The following is a 19,012-nucleotide window of genomic DNA, read 5'->3' as shown; positions in this document are numbered from 1 at the left end:
CGTGTCGCCGACGCGCACTGTCGACGAGCTGGTCGCCAGGCGCCTGCTCGTCGCCGACGGCGCGCGCCTTCGCCCCACGGAGGCGGGGCGCGAACTGCTCGCCGCGGTCGGCGCGGAGACCGCTCCCCACACCGGCCGCATCTGGGACGGGATACCCGCCGAGGACCTGGCAGCCGCCGGCCGCGTACCCGCCCTCGTCACCGAGCGCGCCAGCACGGATCTCGCGGCACTGAGCGCCCGCGCACGCCCAGCCTTCCGAGCACAGCACGAGTTCAGCCGGAGGGCGTGACCGGGGACCACACGCCGAACCACTGCTCGGCGCCGTACTCCTCGAACCGCTCCACCTCGGTGAACCCCAGCTTGGCCGCGAGGCGCATCGAGCGGTTGTTCGCGGTCTGGGTGCAGAGCACCACCGGCTCGCCGGGAAACGCGTCGGCGAACCAGTCGAGTGCCGCCGCGCACGCCTCGGCGGCGTACCCGCATCCCCATGCATCCGGCAGGAACATGTAACCGAGCTCGGCCTCCCCGGCATCCGGACCGACGTGCCCCGGACGCTCCGGGTCGCGCCGTTCGAGCGTGATCGTGCCGATCATCGCTCCGTCGAGGTCGATCACGAAAAGACCGGGGCGCCGCCCGGGCACGTCAGGCACCGCGTGTTCGAGCTCGTCGCGCGGTCGAGGGCCACCGAGGTAGGTGCGCACCTCCGGCGATGCGAACAGCTCGATGAACGCCGCACGGTCGCGGGCCTCGGACTCGCGGAGCACGAGCCGTTCGGTCCTTGTCGGGGCAGGGGGCCAGGCGACGGGGCCGAGTCCAGGCATGGCGGGCAACCTATCGCACACCCCGACGGCGCACCCTGGGCGAATCCGGTCGGCGCGGGCCTCCGGGACGCCGACCGCGACCGGGTCGAGGCACAACCGCAACCGCAACCGCTCCAAGGTGCACCGGTGTCCGCCGCGGCGGAGGCTGGAGACATGGATGTGCCCACGCAGGCGGTGTGGACGGGCTGGATCACGTTCGGCTCGGTCAGCATGCCGGTGCAGTTGTTCCCGGCCACACGACGACATGGTGTGGATCTGCACGAGGCGCACGCCGCGGACGGCTCCCCCGTCGAAAACCGGCGTGTATGCCGGGCCGAGCACCGCGAGGTCGACCAACGTGAGATCACGACGGGGTACGAAACCCCTGACGGGCACATGGTGGCGCTCGAAGAAGCAGATCTCACCGCCCTGCCGCTGCCCAGCAGGCACGTCATCGACGTCCTCGGATTCGTCCCCGTCGACGGCCTGGACCCGATCCTGTTCTCACACGCCTACTACGCCGCACCGCACGGGCAGGCCGGGCAGCGGCCATACGCGCTGCTGGTGGCCGCGCTGACCTGGATCGAGCGCGCGGCTGTGGCCAAGGTGACGCTGCGCACCAGGGAACGCCTGGCAGCAGTCTGGCCGCGCCGGGACACCCTGGTCGTCCAGACACTTCTGTGGCCCGAGGAAGTCCGCGAACCCGGGAACATCCCATCGACCACGTCGGTGACCGGGCAGGAACTGGAGCTCGCCTCCCTGCTGATGGCCCAGATGTCCGATGTCGACCTTGCCGACCTGCACGACGACTCCGCCGCAGCACTGGAGCAGTTGGCGGCGGCGAAGGAATCCGGAGGCCGGCTGCCCCAGACCGCCGAGCCCGAGCCGGCGGTGGACTTGCCGGCCGCGCTGAGGGAGAGCCTGCGCAGAGCCGCCGGCCAGAGCCGCACACCAGGCTGAGCAGCAGCCTCCGACGCGGGCCGACTCTCCATCCTTCGACAACGCCAACGGGCTCGTCCGCCGCGAGGTCCCGCGTAGTGGAATATTCAACTAACCGGGACGGTTGGAGCAGCCGGTGGCTTCACAACGAGGCGCCGGAGGAGGTCACAGGTGGACACGACGTACTACGAGCACGGAACCCCGGCGGAGCGCTGGGAGCGGGCGCGGATGTTCTTCGACGCCCGGGACTACGCCGCCGCGGCCCGCGTGCTGGACGGGCTGGTCGAGGAGGTGCCGGAGCAGACCGGACCCCGGCTGCTGCTGGCGCGCGCCTACTACCACTCGGCCCAACTGCGCCGGGCCGAGGCCCAGTTGCGCATCATCGTCGAGCGCGACCCGGTGGAGCACTACGCCCGGCTGATGCTCGGCCGCACCCTTCAGCGGCAGGGCCGCCCGGGCGAGGCCGAGACGCACCTGCGTGTCGCCTCCGCCCTGGCGGGCGACTTCGGGGAACGAGGCGAATAGGACCGCAGGCGCACCCGGACCGGTCAGAGGGAGGCCGCCGGGTGGAGGAGCAGGAACAGGGTGACCGCGGAGTTCGCCGAGGACACCGCGGACACCGACGCACCGGCGGCGGCGCCCCACACGGCGGCGCCGACCGCCGTGAAGACCGACGGCCGGTCGCGGCCCGCCGGTGCCGGCGCCAGCAGGGCGGCGACCCGGCGCGGCACCGGACCGCCGGCGGCCACCGCGGCGAGGGTGGGCGCGGGCGCGCCGGACGACAGAAGGGCCGCCCTGCCGATCGCCCGCGCCACCACGCGCCGGTCGCCCACCGCGCGGGCCGCGTCCTCGTCGGCCCAGCGCTCGGCGGTGTAGGCGACGGCCGAACGCAGCGGCCGCAGAAAGGGGTTGGCGCGGGCCGCCAGGTGGACGGTGAGCAGGTGACGGTGGTGGCGGGCCGCCAGGTGGGCGCGTTCGTGCGCGAACAGGGCACGCCGTTCGTCCGGGGCGAGGCCATCGAGCAGTGCCGTGGTGACGACGATCCGGTCGTGGCTGCCGGGCAGGGCGTAGGCGTACGGCGTGCTGTCGGGCAGGACCACGACGGGTGCGCCGCGCAGCCCGGTCAGGGCCCGGCGGGCACGGCGGGCCACCCGCCGGTGGCGCCACAGGGTGTGCCCGCAGGCCACCGCGACCAGTCCGAGGGCGGGGATCGCCGCCCTTCCCGTGACCCGGTCGCGGGAGAGGGCCGCCCTGATCCCGGGATCGGCCCAGCCGTCCGGAACCGGGCCGCCGGTCAGCCCCGCGGCGCCGACGACCGTCAGCAGGGCGAGGCACAGCGTGCTGCATCCGCCCATGACGGCGGCCACCAACGTCAGCAGCCGGGTCGCCGTGCGCGGGTGCAGGCGCGGCGCGGCCAGGCGTGCGACGGGCCACGCGGACAGCGGCAGCACCAGCGGCAGTAAGACGTAGAGCCCCATGAGGCGTCAGTGTCCCGTACCGTCGCCCCTCGGGTGCCGGGCGCCGTCGTCCTTGTCCGCGGCGTCGGCCGTGTCCAGCAGGGCGCGCAGCACTTGCTCGTCGCCGGGGGGCAGCGCGGTGACGAAGCTGGTCAGCACTGCCTCGCGGTCGCGTTCGCCGTCCAGCAGCCGGCGCATCCGGAGCGCCGCGAGACGGGCGACGTCCGCGGTCGGGGTCCACACGAAGGAGCGGCCGCGGCGCTCGCGGGAGACGACGTGCTTGGCGAGCAGCCGGGTCAGGATGGTGACGACGGTGGTGTAGGCGAGGTCGCCGCCGAGCCGCTGCCGCACCCAGGCCGCGGTGACCGGGGCGTCCGCCTCGCGGAGCGCGCCGAGCACCTGGCCCTCCAGCTCACCCTGCCCGCGCCGGGCGCGCCGGTGCGGTGTCGTCATATACGTCTCCCTCCGGCGTCGGCGTGTCGCACCACGCTACTTCACACCGGGGACGCGGCCGGGGGCCGCACGCCGGTGCCGTACGCCCGCCGCTGCGGACCGGACCCGTACAAGCGCCGGTTCGGGCCAGGCTGGTGGCTTGCCTGCGCCGGGCGGACCGGGCCGGCCGGGCTCCGTGGCATCCTGGCGTGATGGCTTCCCCCCGCGCGCGTACGCCCCTGGCCGAGCAGGTCGACGAACTCCTCGCCGACGGCGGCCCGTTGCCCATCGTCGCCGCCGGCGACCCGGTGCTGCGGTGCCCCGCAGAACCGTTCGACGGCCAGCTGGAGCCCGAGCTGCTGACCCGCTTCGTCCGGGCCATGCGCCAGACCATGCAGGCCGCACCGGGCGTGGGACTGGCCGCGCCGCAGGTCGGGGTGGGGCTGCGGATCGCGGTCGTGGAGGACCCGGCGCCGGTGCCGGAGGAGGTGCGCGAGGCACGCGGACGGGTTCCGCTCCCCTTCCGTGTGCTGGTCAATCCGTCGTACGAGGCCGTAGGCACCGAGCGCGCCGCGTTCTACGAGGGCTGCCTGAGCGTTCCGGGCTGGCAGGCCGTGGTGGCCCGGCACGCCGAGGTGCGGCTGCGGGCGCTGGACGAGCACGGGAGCGCGGTGGACGAGGTGTTCTCGGGCTGGCCCGCCCGGATCGTCCAGCACGAGACCGACCACCTCGAAGGGACCCTCTACCTCGACCGCGCGGAACTGCGCTCCCTGTCCTCCGACGACGCGATGGCGCACCGCTGGACCCAGCCGACCCCGGAGCGGGCCGCGCGGGCCCTCGGCTTCGAGCTGCCGTAGGACGGCGCGCGGTCAGCCCCGGTAGGCCTCGAGGAGGCGGAGCCACACCTCGCTGATCGTCGGATAGGACGGGACCGCGTGCCACAGACGGCTCACGGGAACCTGGCCGGCGACGGCGACGGTGGCCGAGTGGAGCAGTTCGCCGACGCCGGGGCCGACGAAGGTGACACCGCGCAGGATCTCCTCGTCGAGGTCGACGACCATGCGGGCGCGGCCGCGGTAGCCCTCGCCGTACAGGCCGGCCCCGGCGACCGAGGAGAGGTCGACGTCGACGGCCCGTACCCGGTGGCCGGCCTGTTCGGCTTCGGCCAGGGACAGGCCCACGGCCGCGGCCTCCGGGTCGGTGAAGACGACCTGCGGTACGGCGTGGTGGTCGGCGGTGGCGGCGTGCGCGCCCCACGGGTCCGTCTCCACCGGGCGCGCACCGGCCGCGCGGGCGCCGATCGTGTCGCCCGCGACCCGGGCCTGGTACTTGCCCTGGTGGGTGAGGAGCGCGCGGTGGTTCACATCGCCGCACGCGTACAGCCAGGTGCTGCCCTGCACGCGCAGGGTGTCGTCGACCGGCAGCCAGGAGCCGGGCTCGAGGCCCACCGTCTCCAGGCCGATGTCGTCGGTGCGCGGTGCGCGTCCGGTGGCGAAGAGGATCTCGTCGGCCTCGATCCGGTCGCCGGCGCCGGTGACGGCCACGACGGTGCCGTTCTCGCGGGCGACCGACTCCACCGCGGTGCCGGTGCGGATGTCGGCGCCGGCCTCGGCGAGGGCGTCGGCGACCAGTTCGCCGGCGAAGGGTTCCATACGGGGCAGCAGCCCCTTGCCCCGGACCAGGACGGTGACCTGTGAGCCGAGCGCCTGGTAGACGGTGGCCATCTCGGTGGCGACGACACCTCCGCCGACGATGATCAGCCGACCGGGCACCTGCTCGGCGCCGGTGGCCTCGCGGCTGGTCCACGGCTTGACGGAGTCGAGTCCGGGCAGGTCCGGCAGCAGGGCGCGGGTTCCGGTGCACACGGCGACGGCGTGTCGCGCGGTCAGTGTCCTGCGCGTGCCGTCGGGGCCGTCGACCGTGACCGTGTTCGGGCCCGCCAGGCGGCCGTGCCCGCGGTGGAGGTCGGCGCCGATGCTCTCGACCCACCGCACCTGGCCGTCGTCGTGCCAGTGCGAGGTGTACTCGTCCCGGCGGGCGAGGACCGCGGCGGCGTCGAGGGGACCGCGCACCGCCTGGCTCAGGCCCGGCAGCCGGCGGGCGTCGGCGCGGGCGATGACCGGGCGCAGCAGGGCCTTGCTCGGCATGCACGCCCAGTACGAGCACTCGCCGCCGACCAGTTCGCTCTCCACGATCGCGGTGGACAGGCCGGCCGCCCGGGTGCGGTCGGCCACGTTCTCACCCACGGGTCCGGCGCCCAGCACCACGACGTCGTACGCGATGGTTTCCGTTTCGGTCATGGGGTCAGTCTGGTGGGTGGTGTGCGCCCTGGCCACACGGGTACGTGCGCGGAATACCCGTAGGGTCGGCCGTGTTGTGCCCACGGCTTCGCCCCACGCCGGTAAGCCGACACCCGGAAGCACCAGGAAGAGGGATACGCCATGAGCAGCACCGTGGAGCTCACCAAGGAGAACTTCGACCAGACGGTCACGGACAACGAGTTCGTCCTGATCGACTTCTGGGCGTCCTGGTGCGGGCCGTGCCGGCAGTTCGCCCCGGTGTACGAGAAGGCGGCCGAGGACAATCCGGACCTGGTGTTCGGCAAGGTGGACACCGAGGCCCAGCCGGAGCTGGCGGCGGCCTTCGGCATCCAGTCCATTCCGACGCTGATGATCGTCCGTGACCAGGTCGCCGTGTTCGCGCAGCCGGGTGCGCTGCCCGAGGCCGCCCTCACGGACGTGATCGGGCAGGCCCGCAAGCTGGACATGGACGAGGTCCGCAAGGCGGTCGCGGAGCAGCAGAACGGTCAGTAGGCCGAGTGACCGGTATCGCGGTTCAGCTGGATTCGCGGTGGATCACCGTCGCGCCCAGCACCGCGTGCCGTTCGGGTGGGGCGGCGGGGTCGCGTACGGCGCGGTCGACCAGTTCGGCCACGTCGCGGCCTGAGGGCAGATCGATGTGGACGGTGCTCAGCCGGGGCCGCAGCAGCCGCCCGAGCATGAGGTCGTCGGCGCCGATCAGGGCCGTCTCCTCGGGGACGCGTACGCCCGCGTCCTGCAGGGCGCGCATCAGCAGCATGGCGTACTCGTCGTTGTAGGCGAACACCGCGTCGAGGCCCAGGTCGCGCCAGCGGGCGGCGAGGTGGGCGGCGGACCGCTCGTCGTAGCCGAGGGGCAGTTCGGTCACGCTGCCCTCGGTGCCGCGCAGGGCTCGCCGTACGCCGGCGAGCCGGGGCCGGGAGAACGTGTCCAGTCCGCGTTCCTCGGGCACGACGACACCGATGCGGCGCCGGCCGCGGGCGTGCAGGTGGGCGCCGGCCCGGTGGCCGACGCTCTCGTGGTCCATGATCAGGGCGTGGGCGCCCTCGACGGGTTCGGGGCCCAGGGTGACGACGGCACGCGCGCCGGAGCGTTTGAGCACCGCCACTCCCGTGGGTCCGAGCCCCACGCCGGACACCAGGACGGCCACCGGGCGCAGTTCGGCCCAGGCCCGTGCGGCCGCGTCACCGGGCAGGCAGGCGGTGGCGTGCTGCACGACGGTGTAGTCCAGGAGGCCGAGCGCCCACTGGAGTTCTTCCAGGAAACGGCTGTAGAGCGGGCCGGCCGGGAGGGCCGGGGCGGGGATCAGGACCATACGGCTGTGCCCCGCGCGCAGGCTGCGCGCCGCCGCGTGCGGCACGTACCCGAGTTCCTCGGCGGCCTCGTGGACCCGGCGGCGGGTGGGCTCGCTGATACGAACGGCTCGGGTGTTGTTCAGAACGTAGGAGACGGTCGCGCGCGAGACGCCGGCCAGTCGGGCCACGTCGGCGCTCGTGGGCACGGAGCGCGGATCGGGCGTCGGGGGCGCGGCGGGTTTCGGAATCTGCACCATGACGTATCGCATCTTGGCAGAAGCGGGGGACTGTCCGTCCGGTGAACTCCCCTATTACTGACGCAAGTTGAAACGGCAACAGATGCGGGGCGGGGTGAACGGGCGCGCGGAGGAACGGGGTGCGCAGGTCGCGTCAACGGGCCGGGGGGCCCGTGCGATGCCTGGGGGCGGGGGCAAGAACGCGGGCGCCGAAGGAGACCGTCTGCGAGAAGCGCACTCGCGCCCGGCGCCCACGCGCCGGAAAGCCGACCGGTCACGGCAGTGGGGCACCCCTGGCGCGGTCGCCCAGCTCTCAACCGGCGGAGGTGCGGCGGGGGCGCGGGGCGACGGGCCGACGGGCCGGCGTGTCCCCGGCCAGCCACTCCCGGAGCCGACGTCCCCGCCGGCGGCCGCGCACGGCCGCCCGGACCGGTTCCCCGTTCTCAGCCGGCCGGTTCCGTGGAGGTGATGCGCGCCACCAAGTCGTGCCAGCCCGCCTGCAGCCGCTCCATCGGCATCTGGCACTGCCTGGTCAGGTGGTGGATGAGGGCGGGCTCGAGGTAGCCCATCAGGGTGTGGGCGAGGAGCTCGCTGTCCGCGCCCGGTGCCGCCTGTCGCAGCAGCATCGCCACATGGGCGTACTGGACCTGGCGTGGGGGTACGGCGAAGCGGCGGGCCGGGCCCGGGTCGGCCGCCAGTTGCAGTTCCAGTTCGTCGGCCGCGCGGCGCAGCGCCATGCAGCCGAAGGCCCTCAGCCGCTCGGCGGGCGGCGCGCCGGGCCCCATGGGAGGGGGCCCGCTGAGGAACGCGGCCTGGAACTTCCGCTCCGAATGGTCCAGCAGCGCCCTGAGCAGACCGGTGCGGTCGCCGAAGCGGCGGAAGACCGTCCCCTTGCCCACCTCGGCCGCCGCGGCGACCGCCTCCATCGTGACGCCCGCCGCGCCGTGCTCCGCGACCAGGCGTGCGGCGGCGTCGAGCAGCCGGGCCCGGTTGCGGGCCGCGTCGGCCCGCAGGCACGGCTCGTCCTCACCGGTGCCGAATTCGAGCAGTACCGGCTGCACCGACAGCTCCCGGGTCTCCTGAGGTTCTTGAGGCTCCTGGGGCTTCGGAAGGGGCGGCAGGGGGCGGGACATGAGGACAGCGTAAGGCATGGGGAACAGAACTGGACCGCGGTCCGCTTAGGGTGATAGAAAAATAAACGGACCTCGGTCCGGATCCCTAACAGTTTTTGTGTCACCCCCCTTGGAGTCCCCCATGTCTGTCCGCATCCTCGCGCTCGTCGGCAGCCTCCGCGCCGGCTCGCACAACCGCCAGCTCGCCGAGGCCGCCATCAAGCTCGCCCCCACGGGCGCCGAGGTCGCGCTGTTCGAGGGCCTGGCCGAGGTCCCGTTCTACAACGAGGACCTCGACGTCGAGGGCAGCGTGCCGGCCGCGGCCGCCAAGCTGCGCGAGGTCGCCGGCGCCTCCGACGCCTTCCTGCTGTTCTCCCCCGAGTACAACGGCACCATCCCGGCCGTCCTGAAGAACGCCATCGACTGGCTGTCCCGCCCGTACGGCGCCGGCGCCTTCGTGGGCAAGCCCGTCGCCGTCGTCGGCACCGCCTTCGGCCAGTACGGCGGCGTGTGGGCGCAGGACGACACCCGCAAGGCCGTGGGCATCGCCGGCGGCAAGGTGATCGAGGACATCAAGCTCTCCATCCCCGGCTCCGTGACCCGCTTCGCGGAGACCCACCCGGTCGACGACGCCGAGGTCGCCGCCCAGCTCACCGAGGTCGTCGCGCGGCTGCACGGCCACACCGGTGACGCCGCTGCCGCCTGAGCGTCCCCGGAAGGGGTCGGTGCCCGCCGGGCGCCGGCCCCTTCCCGCTTTCACGAGCCGGCGTTCCACCGGGCTACGGGCAGGACTCCCCGAACTTGACCGCCGTGAAGGACACCGGCTGCCCCTTCAGTCGGGCCCCCGGACCCGGAGTCTGGGAGCACACCTGCCAGTTGCTCTCCATCAGCACCCAACGGTGGTGGGCCGACGCGTCCTTCACCGTGAGCGACGTGTTCGCGGCGAGCGCGGCCCGAGCCGCCTTCACCGACCTCCCCTTGAAGTCGGGCATCCTCCCGCCCGTGACCGACGGCGCGGCCTGGTCCCTGGCGGGGCAGGACTCCTCCAGCTTGACCGCGCCGAAGTCCAGGGTCGTACCGGTCGAGACCGTCGTACCGGCCGCCACGTTCTGGCTGCACACCTTCCAGTTCCGGTCGAAGGCCTGCATCCGGCCGCGCCCCAGGGCGTCGTGCGACCTCAGCGAGCGAAAGCCCCGTTCCCGGGCGGCGTCCTGCGCGGACTGCAACCCCATACCGACGAAGACCGGCACCACCTTCCGCTGGAGCCCGCCCGGCTTTCCGTGCCGCCCCGGCCCGCCGCCGTCCGCCGGGTCGCAGGCGACGAGGGCAGCGGCCGCGGCACACGCCAGAACAGCGGCGACAAGACGAGTTCGCACGTATTCCCCCCAAGTGCTGCCGGTACAGGCGAATAACGGTAGTCCCCACTGGAAAGAGGGGGGAAACCCCACCGTCCGGTCCCGGACACGTTGCTGCGAACGCGTCAACGGTATGTTGGACAGGCCAAGTACCTGTACAGGGCGAGGAACGGTCGGAATGAACGGGGCATGTCGACCTGGCGCGTGCGGCTTCAAGTCGCCTACGTGGCCCGGCCGTTCCCGCGGTTTCTCCGCCCGTCACGACGCCGTAACGCGCGGCACCCCTCTGCCGTGGATCAGCAGACGCATCCGAAAGGACCTGTTCGTGACGAGTCAGCAGCGCACCGGTTCACGTCGCCGCTCCTTCAATGTCTCGGTCGGCACCGTGGGTGCGGTCGCGATGGCGATAGCCCTCAGCGGGTGCTCCAGCGGCCCGGACTACCAGGGCACCTGCGTGGACAAGCTGACGCAGAAACGCGTGGCGGACAGTCACTGCAACCCCGGTGGAGCCGGTGGGGCCGGCGGTGGGGCGGGTGGGACCGGCGGAAAGAACTACGGCTGGTGGTACACCCCGCGCGGCAAGAACGCCCCCGCCGTCGGGCAGAAGGTCGATCTGAGCAAGGGCAGCGGCTCGTTCACCGCGCCGAAGTCGGGCAACGTCGTCCGCGGCGGCTTCTCCGCCAAGGGCGGATCGGTCGGCGGCTGATCCATGAGACGCGAACCCCGCACGCCGAGGCCCGGCTGGGAGCGGACGGTGCTCCAGTCCGGCCTTCCGTTCCACACCGAAACCCTGCCCGACGGCCGCACGTTGCCCTACTGGAACGAGAGCGCCGCCTACGTGCTCACCCCGCACGAGGTGGACCACCTGGAGGACGTCACCGAGGAACTGCACGCGATGTGCGTGGCGGCGGCCCGGCACGTCCTGGAGAAGGACGACGTCGAACGCCTCGGCATCGACCCCCGCTGGACGAGACCGATGCTCGAAACCCTCGAGGACGAGTCACCGAGCATCTACGGCAGGTTCGACCTCGCCTGGGACGGCACGGGCGACGCCAAGCTGTACGAGTACAACGGCGACGTTCCGGCGGCGCTGCTCGAGGCGGCGGTGCTCCAGTGGCAGTGGCTGGAGGACGTGCACCCGGACCGCGACCAGTTCAACACGATCCACGAACGCCTGGTGCGGACATGGCAGAGCCTTGCCCCGCGGCTGGGCGGCCGGGTCCACTTCGCGCACTGCGTCGACGAGCCCGACGAGGACATCATCACGACCGCGTACCTGAGGGACACGGCCGTCGAGGCGGGTCTTCCCACGGTGGGTCTGACGATGGAGGACATCGGCTGGCACAGCGGCATGGGCCGCTTCGTGGATCTCAGCGACGCCCCCATCGAGTCCTGCTTCAAGATGTACCCGTGGGACTGGGCGTTCGAAAGCCTCTACGCGCCGCAGTTGGAGGCCGCGCCCTGTTCGACGCAGTGGCTGGAGCCGATGTGGAAGGCGCTGCTGTCCACGAAGGGGATCCTCGCGGTGCTGTGGGAGCTGTACCCCGGGCACCCGAACCTCCTGCCGTCCTACCTCGACGGCCCCCGTGGCCTGGCCGAGTGGGTCGCCAAGCCCCTGTGGGGCTGGGAGGGCGCGTCGATCAAGGTCCGTTCGGCGGAGCACCACTTCGACCAGGCGGGTTCGTTCGACGACGGGCCTTTCCTGTTCCAGGAGTTCCACCGGCCGCCGTCCTTCGACGGCAACCACATGGTGATCGGCTCGTGGGTCGTCGGCGGCAGGTCGGCCGGGATCGGCATCCGCGAATCCGACGAGATCGTCACGGATCGCCGGGCCCGTTTCGTTCCCCACCTCATCGACGCGCCGCGTTCCACTCCGGAACAGGTCGCGCAGTGGCTGCGGAACGGCTGACCGACGAGCCGCCGGTCACGCCGGCAACAGGCTGACGCCGAGGGCGATCAGGACCGCCACCTTGGCGATCTCCAGGGCCACGTAGGCGAGGTGGCCGCGCGAGCGCGGCCGGTCCTCGCCGGTCTCCTCACCGGCCAGGACCATGTCGGACCTGCGGTTGAGGCGGGGGCGTACGAAGACCAACTGGGCGAGCAGCAGCACGGCGACGGCCGCGGTCAGCCCGACGGCCCCGGCCGGCGGCCCGCCCGCGGCGACCGCGACGATCACCACGACGGCCAGGGCGGCCTCGACGAGGTTCAGCGCCCGGAAGACCAGCCGTCCGATGCCCAGTCCGATCGGGATGGTCACGCCGGGCGCGCGGAACTTCAGCGGGGCCTCCAGGAACGAGATGGCCAGCACCATGCCGAGCCAGACGAACGTGACCGCGCTCGCAAGGGCGGCCGCCGTGGTGTTCATCGATGTGTCACCTTTCTCAGGGATGTGCGGCGCGTGCGGGAACCACCGGGGCAACCGGCCACGTCACCCGCCCGGCGCCGGCGCAGGCGCCGCCCCCGTCGGGCGGGCGGCCAGGTGGGCCAGGCAGGAGTCGGGTTCCACGAACGGTTCCAGACCCGTCGCCGCAAGCGGTGCCCGCAGTTCGGCCAACGCGCCCTGCATCAGGCCCAGATGGATCGGGCACACCAACTGACTGTGTTCCTCGGCCAGTTCGAGGAAGGGGCAGTGGCGCAGCCGGATCCGCTCCGGTGGCTCTGCGGCGTCGCCGCCCTCGGGCTCCGGGGCGAAGCCCAGGTCGTCCAGGAGGGCGACGAGCCGGGCCGCCGCCCGCTCGGCCGTGGGCGGTGGCGAGGGCGGCAGCGGATCGACCAGGAACCCGCCCCAGGCGCGGCCGGCCTCCGTCGCGGCCTCCCGGGCCCCGGGCCCCTGGGACGCCAGTTGCCCGAGCAGGATCTGCGCCAGGAGCCGGTAACTGCGCATGCCCCGGCGGTCCATGCCGGGCCGGGGGGCGTAGACGGTCCGGGGCCGGCCTGGCCCCGAGGGTTCCTCGACCTGGCGTACGACGACGCCCTCGGCCACCAGGGCGTCGAGATGGAAGCGCACGGTGTTGGGGTGCAGCCCGATCCGCTCGGCGGCCTCCGCGACGCCCAGCGGCCCGGCCGCGGCCCGCAGCATGTCCAGCACCTCGCGTCGGCGGGGGCTCTCCCGTGGGGTGGTCACGTCCACTCAGCTCTTTTCACCCGAGGCTCTTCACCGGCAGCAATTTTCACGAATCCTACATGTAATAATCGTAGGCCCGGGTGGCAGCCCCGGGGGAACGAGATGAGGGGTGCACGATGACATCGCCTTCCGAGCACGGCACCGGGCCGGCCGACCGCGCGACGCCGGGGCCCGGACCGGAACCGGAACCGCGGGTCCTCTGCGACGCCCGGGCGCTGGCCGACACCCCGCCGGTACCGGGCGGCGTGCTGTGGAAGCTGGACGAGTCCGGACGCCAGCTCGACGCGAACGTCGTGCGGCTGGCGCCCGGCACGGGCGTGGCGCCGCACCGCGAACCGGACCTGGACGTCCTGCTGTTCGTCGTCGCGGGCAGCGGCGTACTCGGCGCGGGCACCGGCGACGAGCCGCGTCACCTGACGGAGGGCGCGACGCTCTGGCTGCCGCACGGCTCCACCCGCAGCCTCACCGCGGGCCCGGAGGGACTGGCCTACCTCACCGTCCACCGGCGCCGCCCCGGCATGCAGATCCGCCGCCGTGGTGAGGGTTCCTGATCAGGATCTAGTGCCGCGGCAGGTGACGTTTGCCCGTCAAGGAGCGGCGTCCGGTGCGTGCTCTGGGGGCCCCTGCTCGAAGAGCTTGGGGGAGTGCCGGGCGTCGCGACGGGGCAAACGTTGCCTGTCGCGGCACTAGGGTTCCCCCGTGACTGCCTTTACCGATGACACCGATGAGAGCGTGCCCGGCCGGTTCGGCCCCACCGCCACCACCGAGGCCGACCCGCGCGAGGTCGGCCGCGTGCACACCGAGTACGCGCCCGCGCACGACGGCGACCCGGACCCCGGGGAGATCGTCTGGACCTGGGTGCCCTTCGAGGAGAACGACGGCCGGGGCAAGGACCGGCCGGTACTGGTGGTGGCCCGGGAGGCCGCCGGGACGCTCCTGGCCGTGCAGCTGTCCAGCAAGGCGCACGACGGCGACCGCGAGTGGGTCGCCATAGGCAGCGGCCCCTGGGACCGGTCGGGGCGGGACTCATGGGTGGACGTCGACCGGGTGCTGCGGCTGCACGAGGACGGCATGCGCCGTGAGGCGTGCGCGCTGGACCGGATGCGGTTCGGGCTCGTCGTGCACCGCCTGCAGGAGCGCTACGGCTGGAGCTGACGCGCGGGCCGGGCGCCGCGGCGCGCACATCACCCGGTCGGAGTAGCACCGGACACGGGGCCCGGAGTGCCCGCAGGACTCCCGGGCGGGCGGCGAACCCACGCGGACCCGCGCGAAGACTGTCGGGTCCCGGCACCGCGGGTCGGCGTCGGAAATATCGCGGATACGGAGATTCAGCGCCACGATTGTCGCGAATTGCACCCTTGTGCGAATCGGTCGGAGGGTTTTGGCTGGGACGGTGCGGCCCCGGCCCGGCCCTCCGACCGCCGGGCCGGTGGCATGGTGGAATCTCAGGAGGATCCCGACATGTCCGATGCGCAACCCACCTCGGCGGGCGGCCGTACGCAGTGGCGTACCGCCGTCTCCGAGGCCGAGGCGGAGGCTCTGGTCAGCGGCATCTGCTTCAAGACCGGACCGCCCCGCACCCTCGGGGTCGAAGTGGAATGGCTCGTCCACGAGCTGCGCTCGCCGCGGCTCCCCGTAGCACCCGAACGTCTCGAAGCGGCCTACGCCGCACTGCGGACCATGCCCCTGAGGTCGGCGTTCACCGTCGAACCCGGTGGCCAGCTCGAATTGAGCTCGCCGCCCGCCGCCTCCCTGATGGAGTGCATCGGTACCGTATCCGCCGACCTCGACACCGTCCGCGCCGCACTGGCCAGGGACGGACTCCGTCTCGTCGGTGTCGGCCACGATCCCTGGCACACCCCCCGCAGATTCCTGCGCGAGCGGCGCTACGACGCCCTGGAGGCCTCCCTGGACCGCAGTGGTCCGGCCGGCCGGCACATGATGTGCGCCTCGGCGTCCGTGCAGGTCTGCGTGGACGCCGGTCACGAGGAGCCGGGACCGCTCGGCCACGGGCGCCGCTGGTGGCTGGCGCACCATCTGGGCGCGGTGCTGGTGGCCGCGTTCGCCCACTCCCCGCTGGTGGCGCGGCGGCCCACCGGCTGGCGCTCCACCCGGCAGCTGATATGGATGGAGATCGGCCCCGGCCGGGCCGGCGCCCCGTCCCTGAACGGCAGTCCCCGCGCCGCCTGGGCCCGGCACGTGCTGGACGCGCCGGTGATGTGCGTACGGCACGAGGACCGGCCGTGGGAGGTGCCCGACGGGCTCACCTTCCGCAGGTGGATCAGCTCGTGCCGGCCGAGGCCGCCGACCCGGGAGGACCTCGACTACCACCTCACCACGCTGTTCCCGCCGGTCCGGCCGCGCGGGCACCTGGAACTGCGCATGATCGACGCGCAGCCCGGCGACGACGGGTGGATCGTGCCGCTGGCCGTCACCGCGGCGCTCTTCGACGACCCGGAGGCGGCGGAGACCGTCTACCGGGTGGTGAAGCCGCTGGCCGAGCGGTCCGGGCCGCTGCCCGCGCCGCACAATCCGCTGTGGGCCGAGGCGGCCCGCTCCGGCCTCGCCGACCCCGACCTGCGCGAGGCGGCCGTCGCCTGCTTCGCCGCCGCCCTGGAGGCCCTGCCCCGGCTCGGCGCCACCACCGGGGTCACGGACGCCGTCGCCGCGTTCCAGGACCGCTACGTACGCCGGGGCCGCTGTCCCGCCGACGACCTGCTGGACCGGCTGCGCGGCGCGGAACCGCCCCGGTCCGGCCTCCGCACCACCCGGGCAACCCGCACCGCCCACGGGAAGGACATCGCGCCATGACCGATCCCGCCCACGGCGCCGAGACACGCGACGCGGAGCCGTTCGACACCGCGACGTCCGATCCGGAGACGTTCGACGCGGAGACGCTGCGCGAGCGCGCGCTGCGCTCGCTCAGCACGGCCCGTGACCGCACCACGCTGCTGACGAGCTGCGTGGAGGAGCCCGACCTCACCGCCCAGCACTCGCCGCTGATGTCCCCGCTGGTGTGGGACCTCGCCCACATCGGCAACCAGGAGGAGCTGTGGCTGCTGCGGGCGGTCGCCGGCCGCGAGGCGATGCGCCCCGAGATCGACAGCCTCTACGACGCCTTCGAGCACCCGCGTGCCGAACGCCCCTCGCTGCCGCTGATGGCCCCCGACGAGGCCCGGGGCTACGCGTCGGAGGTGCGCGGCCGGGTGCTGGACGTACTGGAGTCCACCGCGTTCCACGGCACCCGGCTGACCGAGGCCGGCTTCGCCTTCGGCATGATCGCGCAGCACGAGCAGCAGCACGACGAGACCATGCTGATCACCCACCAGCTCCGCCGGGGCCCGCAGGCCCTGACCGCACCGGACCCGGAGCCGGCCCCGCCGTTCACCGGTCCGCCCGAAGTCCTCGTCCCCGGTGGCCCGTTCACCATGGGCACCTCCACCGAGCCGTGGGCGCTGGACAACGAGCGGCCCGCGCACGTGCGCGAGGTCGCGCCGTTCTGGATCGACACCACCCCGGTGACCAACGCCGCCTACCAGGCGTTCGTCGAGGACGGCGGCTACACCGAGCCCCGCTGGTGGGCGCCGGACGGCTGGGCCCACATACGGCGGCACGGCATCGACGCGCCGCTGTACTGGCGGCGTGACGGCGGGCAATGGCTGCGCCGCCGGTTCGGCGCCACCGAGGCCGTACCGCCCGACGAGCCGGTCCTGCACGTGTGCTGGTACGAGGCCGACGCCTACGCCCGCTGGGCCGGACGCCGGCTGCCCACCGAGGCCGAGTGGGAGAAGGCGGCGCGCCACGACCCGGTGACCGGGCGCTCGACGCGCTACCCGTGGGGCGACGCCGACCCCGCCCCGGAGCACGCCAACCTCGGTCAGCGGCATCTGCGCCCGGCGCCGGCCGGCAGCTATCCGGACGGGGAATCACCGCTCGGCGTACGGCAGTTGATCGGCGACGTCTGGGAGTGGACGGCGAGCGACCTCCTCCCCTACCCGGGCTTCACCGCGTTCCCGTACAAGGAGTACTCGGAGATGTTCTTCGGGCCGGAGTACAAGGTGCTGCGCGGCGGTTCGTTCGCCGTGGACCCGGTGGCCTGCCGGGGCACGTTCCGCAACTGGGACTACCCGATCCGGCGGCAGATCTTCTCCGGGTTCCGCACGGCCCGTTCGGAGCGCGGCTGATGTGCCGTCATCTGGCGTACCTGGGACCCGAGGAGCCGCTGGGCCGGTATCTCGTGGAGCCGCCGCACAGCCTCTACCGGCAGGCGTGGGCGCCCCGGCACCAGCGGTACGGGACGGTCAACGCCGACGGATTCGGGGTGGGCTGGTACGCGGAGGGCGACCCGGTGCCGGCCCGCTACCGCCGCGCCGGGCCCATCTGGGCCGACCTGTCCTTCGCCGACCTGTCCCGGGTCGTACGCACCTCGGCGCTGCTCGCCGCGGTGCGGGACGCGACCCTCTCGGGCGCGGACGCGGAGGCCGCGGCGGCGCCGTTCGCCGCGGGCACCTGGCTGTTCAGCCACAACGGCGCCGTCACCGGCTGGCCGGACTCGCTGGCCGCGGTGTCCCGGACCCTGCCGCCGCGGGACCTGCTGACGCTGGAGGCCCGCAACGACTCGGCGCTCGTGTGGGCGCTGGTGCTGGCCCGGCTCCGCGGCGGCGACGAGGAGGGGCAGGCACTCGCCGACACCGTCCTGGAGGTCGCCGCCGCGGCGCCCGGCTCACGGCTCAACCTGCTGCTCACCAACGGCGAGACGATCACCGCGACCGCCTGGGGCGACAGCCTGTGGTACCTGGCCGAGCCCGGCCGCCGCACGGTGGTGGCCTCGGAGCCGTACGACGACGACCCGCACTGGCGTCAGGTGCCCGACCGCACCCTGCTCGCGGCGAGCCGCACGGACGTCCTGCTCACCCCGCTCAAGGACCCCACCGAAGACCTGGCATCCGCACGATCCGAGGAGCCCCGCACGTGAGTGAGTTCCATATCACCCGCACCCTGCCCGAGGACGCCATGGCCGCGGCCCTGCGCGCCGACGTCCAGAAGGGCCTGACCTCCGACCCCAAGACGCTGCCGCCGAAGTGGTTCTACGACGCGCGCGGCAGCGAGCTGTTCGAGCAGATCACCGAACTGCCCGAGTACTACCCGACCCGCGCCGAGCGGGAGATCCTCGCCGGCCGCGCCGCCGAGATCGCCGACGCGCTGCCCGCACGCACGCTCGTCGAACTGGGCTCCGGCTCCTCGGAGAAGACGCGCCATCTGATCGACGCGCTGCGCCGGCTGCACACCTACGTCCCCGTCGACGTCAGCGACACCGCGCTGGAACAGGCCGGGCGGGCCCTGGTCGCCGAGCGGCCCGGACTGAACGTGCACGCGCTGATCGCCGACTTCACCGCGGGCCTGGCCCTGCCCCCCTCCCCCGGCCCGCGGCTGCTGGCGTTCCTCGGCGGCACAATCGGCAATCTGCTGCCCGGCGAACGCGCCGAGTTCCTGGCCTCGGTGCGCGCCCTGCTCTCCCCCGGCGACGCCCTGCTGCTCGGCACCGACCTGGTCAAGGCCGAGGACGTACTGGTCAGGGCGTACGACGACGCGGCCGGGGTGACGGCCGCGTTCAACAAGAACGTCCTGAACGTGGTCAACCGCGAGCTGGGCGCCGACTTCGATCCGGACGCCTTCGACCACGTGGCCCTCTGGGACCCGGCGAACGAGTGGATCGAAATGCGGCTGCGCTCGCGCGCCGAGCAGACGGTCAAGGTGCCGGCGCTCGACCTCGCCGTCCACTTCGCGGCGGGCGAGGAACTGCGGACCGAGGTGTCGGCGAAGTTCCGCAAGGACCGGGTGAGCGCAGAACTGGCTGCGGCGGGCCTTGAGTTGGCGAGGTGGTGGACCGACGGCGAGGAACGCTTCGCGCTGTCGCTGAGCGTGGTGGTGTGACGGGGGCGGG

General features: G+C 73.2%; 22 protein-coding genes and 1 pseudogene. 14 read left to right on the top strand and 9 right to left on the bottom strand.

Features of this window, described 5'->3' with window-relative positions; genetic code table 11:
• Position 1: 1 nt before the first annotated feature.
• Positions 2–289: a hypothetical protein gene (locus ACF09J_RS26745; RefSeq protein ID WP_392307991.1), complete on the top strand. Its 288-nt coding sequence runs from the start codon at positions 2–4 to the stop codon at positions 287–289.
• Here ACF09J_RS26745 and ACF09J_RS26740 read toward each other — a convergent pair.
• Complete coding sequence (locus tag ACF09J_RS26740; RefSeq protein ID WP_392307990.1) at positions 273–821, bottom strand: GNAT family N-acetyltransferase; 549 nt, start codon at positions 819–821, stop codon at positions 273–275. The two genes, ACF09J_RS26745 and ACF09J_RS26740, sit on opposite strands and share 17 nt — an antisense overlap.
• 153 nt (positions 822–974) lie before the next feature.
• On the opposite strand from ACF09J_RS26740, the gene ACF09J_RS26735 reads away from it, so the two are divergent.
• Positions 975–1,760: a Ku protein gene (locus tag ACF09J_RS26735; protein WP_392307989.1), complete on the top strand. Its 786-nt coding sequence runs from the start codon at positions 975–977 to the stop codon at positions 1,758–1,760.
• Positions 1,761–1,910: 150 nt separating this feature from the next.
• Positions 1,911–2,264, top strand: coding sequence for a tetratricopeptide repeat protein (locus ACF09J_RS26730; RefSeq protein ID WP_392307988.1), 354 nt, complete (start codon positions 1,911–1,913; stop codon positions 2,262–2,264).
• A 23-nt stretch (positions 2,265–2,287) separates the two neighbouring features.
• On the opposite strand, the gene ACF09J_RS26725 is transcribed toward ACF09J_RS26730, so the two are convergent.
• The gene (locus tag ACF09J_RS26725; RefSeq protein WP_392307987.1) at positions 2,288–3,217 is read right to left on the bottom strand and encodes a M56 family metallopeptidase; all 930 of its coding nucleotides are present in this window, start codon (positions 3,215–3,217) and stop codon (positions 2,288–2,290) included.
• Between the two features lie 6 nt (positions 3,218–3,223).
• Positions 3,224–3,649, bottom strand: coding sequence for a BlaI/MecI/CopY family transcriptional regulator (locus tag ACF09J_RS26720; protein ID WP_392307986.1), 426 nt, complete (start codon positions 3,647–3,649; stop codon positions 3,224–3,226).
• A 191-nt stretch (positions 3,650–3,840) separates the two neighbouring features.
• Between ACF09J_RS26720 and ACF09J_RS26715 the strand changes: the two genes are divergently transcribed.
• Positions 3,841–4,485, top strand: a complete 645-nt coding sequence (locus ACF09J_RS26715; RefSeq protein WP_392307985.1) for a peptide deformylase — start codon at positions 3,841–3,843, stop codon at positions 4,483–4,485.
• Between the two features lie 12 nt (positions 4,486–4,497).
• Here the strand turns inward: ACF09J_RS26715 and ACF09J_RS26710 are convergent, their stop codons facing one another.
• A complete protein-coding gene (locus ACF09J_RS26710) occupies positions 4,498–5,928 on the bottom strand; it encodes a dihydrolipoyl dehydrogenase family protein (RefSeq protein ID WP_392307984.1) in 1,431 nt (476 codons plus the stop codon).
• A gap of 129 nt (positions 5,929–6,057) precedes the next feature.
• Here ACF09J_RS26710 and trxA point away from each other — a divergent pair.
• A pseudogene (gene trxA / locus ACF09J_RS26705) lies at positions 6,058–6,441 on the top strand (thioredoxin); the annotation flags it as partial.
• Positions 6,442–6,463: 22 nt separating this feature from the next.
• On the opposite strand, the gene ACF09J_RS26700 reads toward trxA, so the two are convergent.
• Together ACF09J_RS26700 and ACF09J_RS26695 are read right to left on the bottom strand one after the other, a co-directional pair.
• A complete protein-coding gene (locus ACF09J_RS26700) occupies positions 6,464–7,498 on the bottom strand; it encodes a LacI family DNA-binding transcriptional regulator (RefSeq protein WP_392307983.1) in 1,035 nt (344 codons plus the stop codon).
• 422 nt (positions 7,499–7,920) lie between these two features.
• A complete protein-coding gene (locus ACF09J_RS26695) occupies positions 7,921–8,610 on the bottom strand; it encodes a TetR/AcrR family transcriptional regulator (RefSeq protein WP_392307982.1) in 690 nt (229 codons plus the stop codon).
• Between the two features lie 121 nt (positions 8,611–8,731).
• Here ACF09J_RS26695 and ACF09J_RS26690 point away from each other — a divergent pair, with 121 nt between their 5' ends.
• The gene (locus ACF09J_RS26690; RefSeq protein ID WP_392307981.1) at positions 8,732–9,295 is read left to right on the top strand and encodes an NAD(P)H-dependent oxidoreductase; all 564 of its coding nucleotides are present in this window, start codon (positions 8,732–8,734) and stop codon (positions 9,293–9,295) included.
• Positions 9,296–9,368: 73 nt separating this feature from the next.
• Here ACF09J_RS26690 and ACF09J_RS26685 read toward each other — a convergent pair whose 3' ends face one another.
• Complete coding sequence (locus ACF09J_RS26685) at positions 9,369–9,965, bottom strand: PASTA domain-containing protein (RefSeq protein WP_392307980.1); 597 nt, start codon at positions 9,963–9,965, stop codon at positions 9,369–9,371.
• A gap of 304 nt (positions 9,966–10,269) precedes the next feature.
• Here ACF09J_RS26685 and ACF09J_RS26680 point away from each other — a divergent pair, with 304 nt between their 5' ends.
• Positions 10,270–10,650: a hypothetical protein gene (locus tag ACF09J_RS26680; RefSeq protein WP_392307979.1), complete on the top strand. Its 381-nt coding sequence runs from the start codon at positions 10,270–10,272 to the stop codon at positions 10,648–10,650.
• Positions 10,651–10,653: 3 nt separating this feature from the next.
• Positions 10,654–11,853 (top strand): glutathionylspermidine synthase family protein, encoded by a 1,200-nt coding sequence (locus tag ACF09J_RS26675; RefSeq protein WP_392307978.1) that lies wholly within the window; start codon positions 10,654–10,656, stop codon positions 11,851–11,853.
• 15 nt (positions 11,854–11,868) lie between these two features.
• On the opposite strand, the gene ACF09J_RS26670 is transcribed toward ACF09J_RS26675, so the two are convergent.
• Together ACF09J_RS26670 and ACF09J_RS26665 are read right to left on the bottom strand one after the other, a co-directional pair.
• Positions 11,869–12,309, bottom strand: a complete 441-nt coding sequence (locus ACF09J_RS26670; RefSeq protein WP_392307977.1) for a hypothetical protein — start codon at positions 12,307–12,309, stop codon at positions 11,869–11,871.
• A 63-nt stretch (positions 12,310–12,372) separates the two neighbouring features.
• On the bottom strand, positions 12,373–13,068 hold the full coding sequence (locus ACF09J_RS26665; RefSeq protein WP_392307976.1) for a helix-turn-helix transcriptional regulator: 696 nt from the start codon (positions 13,066–13,068) through the stop codon (positions 12,373–12,375).
• Between the two features lie 116 nt (positions 13,069–13,184).
• Here ACF09J_RS26665 and ACF09J_RS26660 point away from each other — a divergent pair, with 116 nt between their 5' ends.
• From ACF09J_RS26660 to egtD, 6 genes are all read left to right on the top strand, one after another.
• The gene (locus ACF09J_RS26660; RefSeq protein ID WP_392307975.1) at positions 13,185–13,619 is read left to right on the top strand and encodes a cupin domain-containing protein; all 435 of its coding nucleotides are present in this window, start codon (positions 13,185–13,187) and stop codon (positions 13,617–13,619) included.
• 148 nt (positions 13,620–13,767) lie between these two features.
• A complete protein-coding gene (locus ACF09J_RS26655; protein WP_392307974.1) occupies positions 13,768–14,223 on the top strand; it encodes a type II toxin-antitoxin system PemK/MazF family toxin in 456 nt (151 codons plus the stop codon).
• Positions 14,224–14,529: 306 nt separating this feature from the next.
• Positions 14,530–15,879: an ergothioneine biosynthesis glutamate--cysteine ligase EgtA gene (gene egtA / locus ACF09J_RS26650; RefSeq protein ID WP_392307973.1), complete on the top strand. Its 1,350-nt coding sequence runs from the start codon at positions 14,530–14,532 to the stop codon at positions 15,877–15,879.
• On the top strand, positions 15,876–17,252 hold the full coding sequence (egtB, locus tag ACF09J_RS26645; protein ID WP_392307972.1) for an ergothioneine biosynthesis protein EgtB: 1,377 nt from the start codon (positions 15,876–15,878) through the stop codon (positions 17,250–17,252). The genes egtA and egtB overlap by 4 nt, the downstream gene beginning before the upstream one ends.
• Complete coding sequence (gene egtC, locus ACF09J_RS26640; RefSeq protein ID WP_392307971.1) at positions 17,252–18,043, top strand: ergothioneine biosynthesis protein EgtC; 792 nt, start codon at positions 17,252–17,254, stop codon at positions 18,041–18,043. The genes egtB and egtC overlap by 1 nt, the downstream gene beginning before the upstream one ends.
• On the top strand, positions 18,040–19,002 hold the full coding sequence (egtD, locus tag ACF09J_RS26635; protein ID WP_392307970.1) for an L-histidine N(alpha)-methyltransferase: 963 nt from the start codon (positions 18,040–18,042) through the stop codon (positions 19,000–19,002). Before egtC ends, egtD begins: the two co-directional genes overlap by 4 nt.
• Positions 19,003–19,012 lie beyond the last annotated feature (10 nt).

This window comes from Streptomyces sp. NPDC014889 (genome assembly GCF_043081205.1).
Taxonomy (GTDB): Bacteria; Actinomycetota; Actinomycetes; order Streptomycetales; family Streptomycetaceae; genus Streptomyces.
Note: the sequence above shows the minus strand (reverse complement) of the source record. Positions and strands in the feature narration are given on the sequence as shown.

What these genes read in the sequence shown, in the direction of transcription:
- ACF09J_RS26740 (WP_392307990.1), bottom strand. Translation starts at nt 821, where the DNA reads ATGCCTGGACTCGGCCCCGTCGCCTGGCCCCCTGCCCCGACAAGGACC.
- ACF09J_RS26735 (WP_392307989.1), top strand. Translation starts at nt 975, where the DNA reads ATGGATGTGCCCACGCAGGCGGTGTGGACGGGCTGGATCACGTTCGGC.
- ACF09J_RS26725 (WP_392307987.1), bottom strand. Translation starts at nt 3,217, where the DNA reads ATGGGGCTCTACGTCTTACTGCCGCTGGTGCTGCCGCTGTCCGCGTGG.
- ACF09J_RS26720 (WP_392307986.1), bottom strand. Translation starts at nt 3,649, where the DNA reads ATGACGACACCGCACCGGCGCGCCCGGCGCGGGCAGGGTGAGCTGGAG.
- ACF09J_RS26715 (WP_392307985.1), top strand. Translation starts at nt 3,841, where the DNA reads ATGGCTTCCCCCCGCGCGCGTACGCCCCTGGCCGAGCAGGTCGACGAA.
- ACF09J_RS26710 (WP_392307984.1), bottom strand. Translation starts at nt 5,928, where the DNA reads ATGACCGAAACGGAAACCATCGCGTACGACGTCGTGGTGCTGGGCGCC.
- ACF09J_RS26700 (WP_392307983.1), bottom strand. Translation starts at nt 7,498, where the DNA reads ATGGTGCAGATTCCGAAACCCGCCGCGCCCCCGACGCCCGATCCGCGC.
- ACF09J_RS26695 (WP_392307982.1), bottom strand. Translation starts at nt 8,610, where the DNA reads ATGTCCCGCCCCCTGCCGCCCCTTCCGAAGCCCCAGGAGCCTCAAGAA.
- ACF09J_RS26690 (WP_392307981.1), top strand. Translation starts at nt 8,732, where the DNA reads ATGTCTGTCCGCATCCTCGCGCTCGTCGGCAGCCTCCGCGCCGGCTCG.
- ACF09J_RS26675 (WP_392307978.1), top strand. Translation starts at nt 10,654, where the DNA reads ATGAGACGCGAACCCCGCACGCCGAGGCCCGGCTGGGAGCGGACGGTG.
- ACF09J_RS26670 (WP_392307977.1), bottom strand. Translation starts at nt 12,309, where the DNA reads ATGAACACCACGGCGGCCGCCCTTGCGAGCGCGGTCACGTTCGTCTGG.
- ACF09J_RS26660 (WP_392307975.1), top strand. Translation starts at nt 13,185, where the DNA reads ATGACATCGCCTTCCGAGCACGGCACCGGGCCGGCCGACCGCGCGACG.
- egtA (WP_392307973.1), top strand. Translation starts at nt 14,530, where the DNA reads ATGTCCGATGCGCAACCCACCTCGGCGGGCGGCCGTACGCAGTGGCGT.
- egtB (WP_392307972.1), top strand. Translation starts at nt 15,876, where the DNA reads ATGACCGATCCCGCCCACGGCGCCGAGACACGCGACGCGGAGCCGTTC.
- egtC (WP_392307971.1), top strand. Translation starts at nt 17,252, where the DNA reads ATGTGCCGTCATCTGGCGTACCTGGGACCCGAGGAGCCGCTGGGCCGG.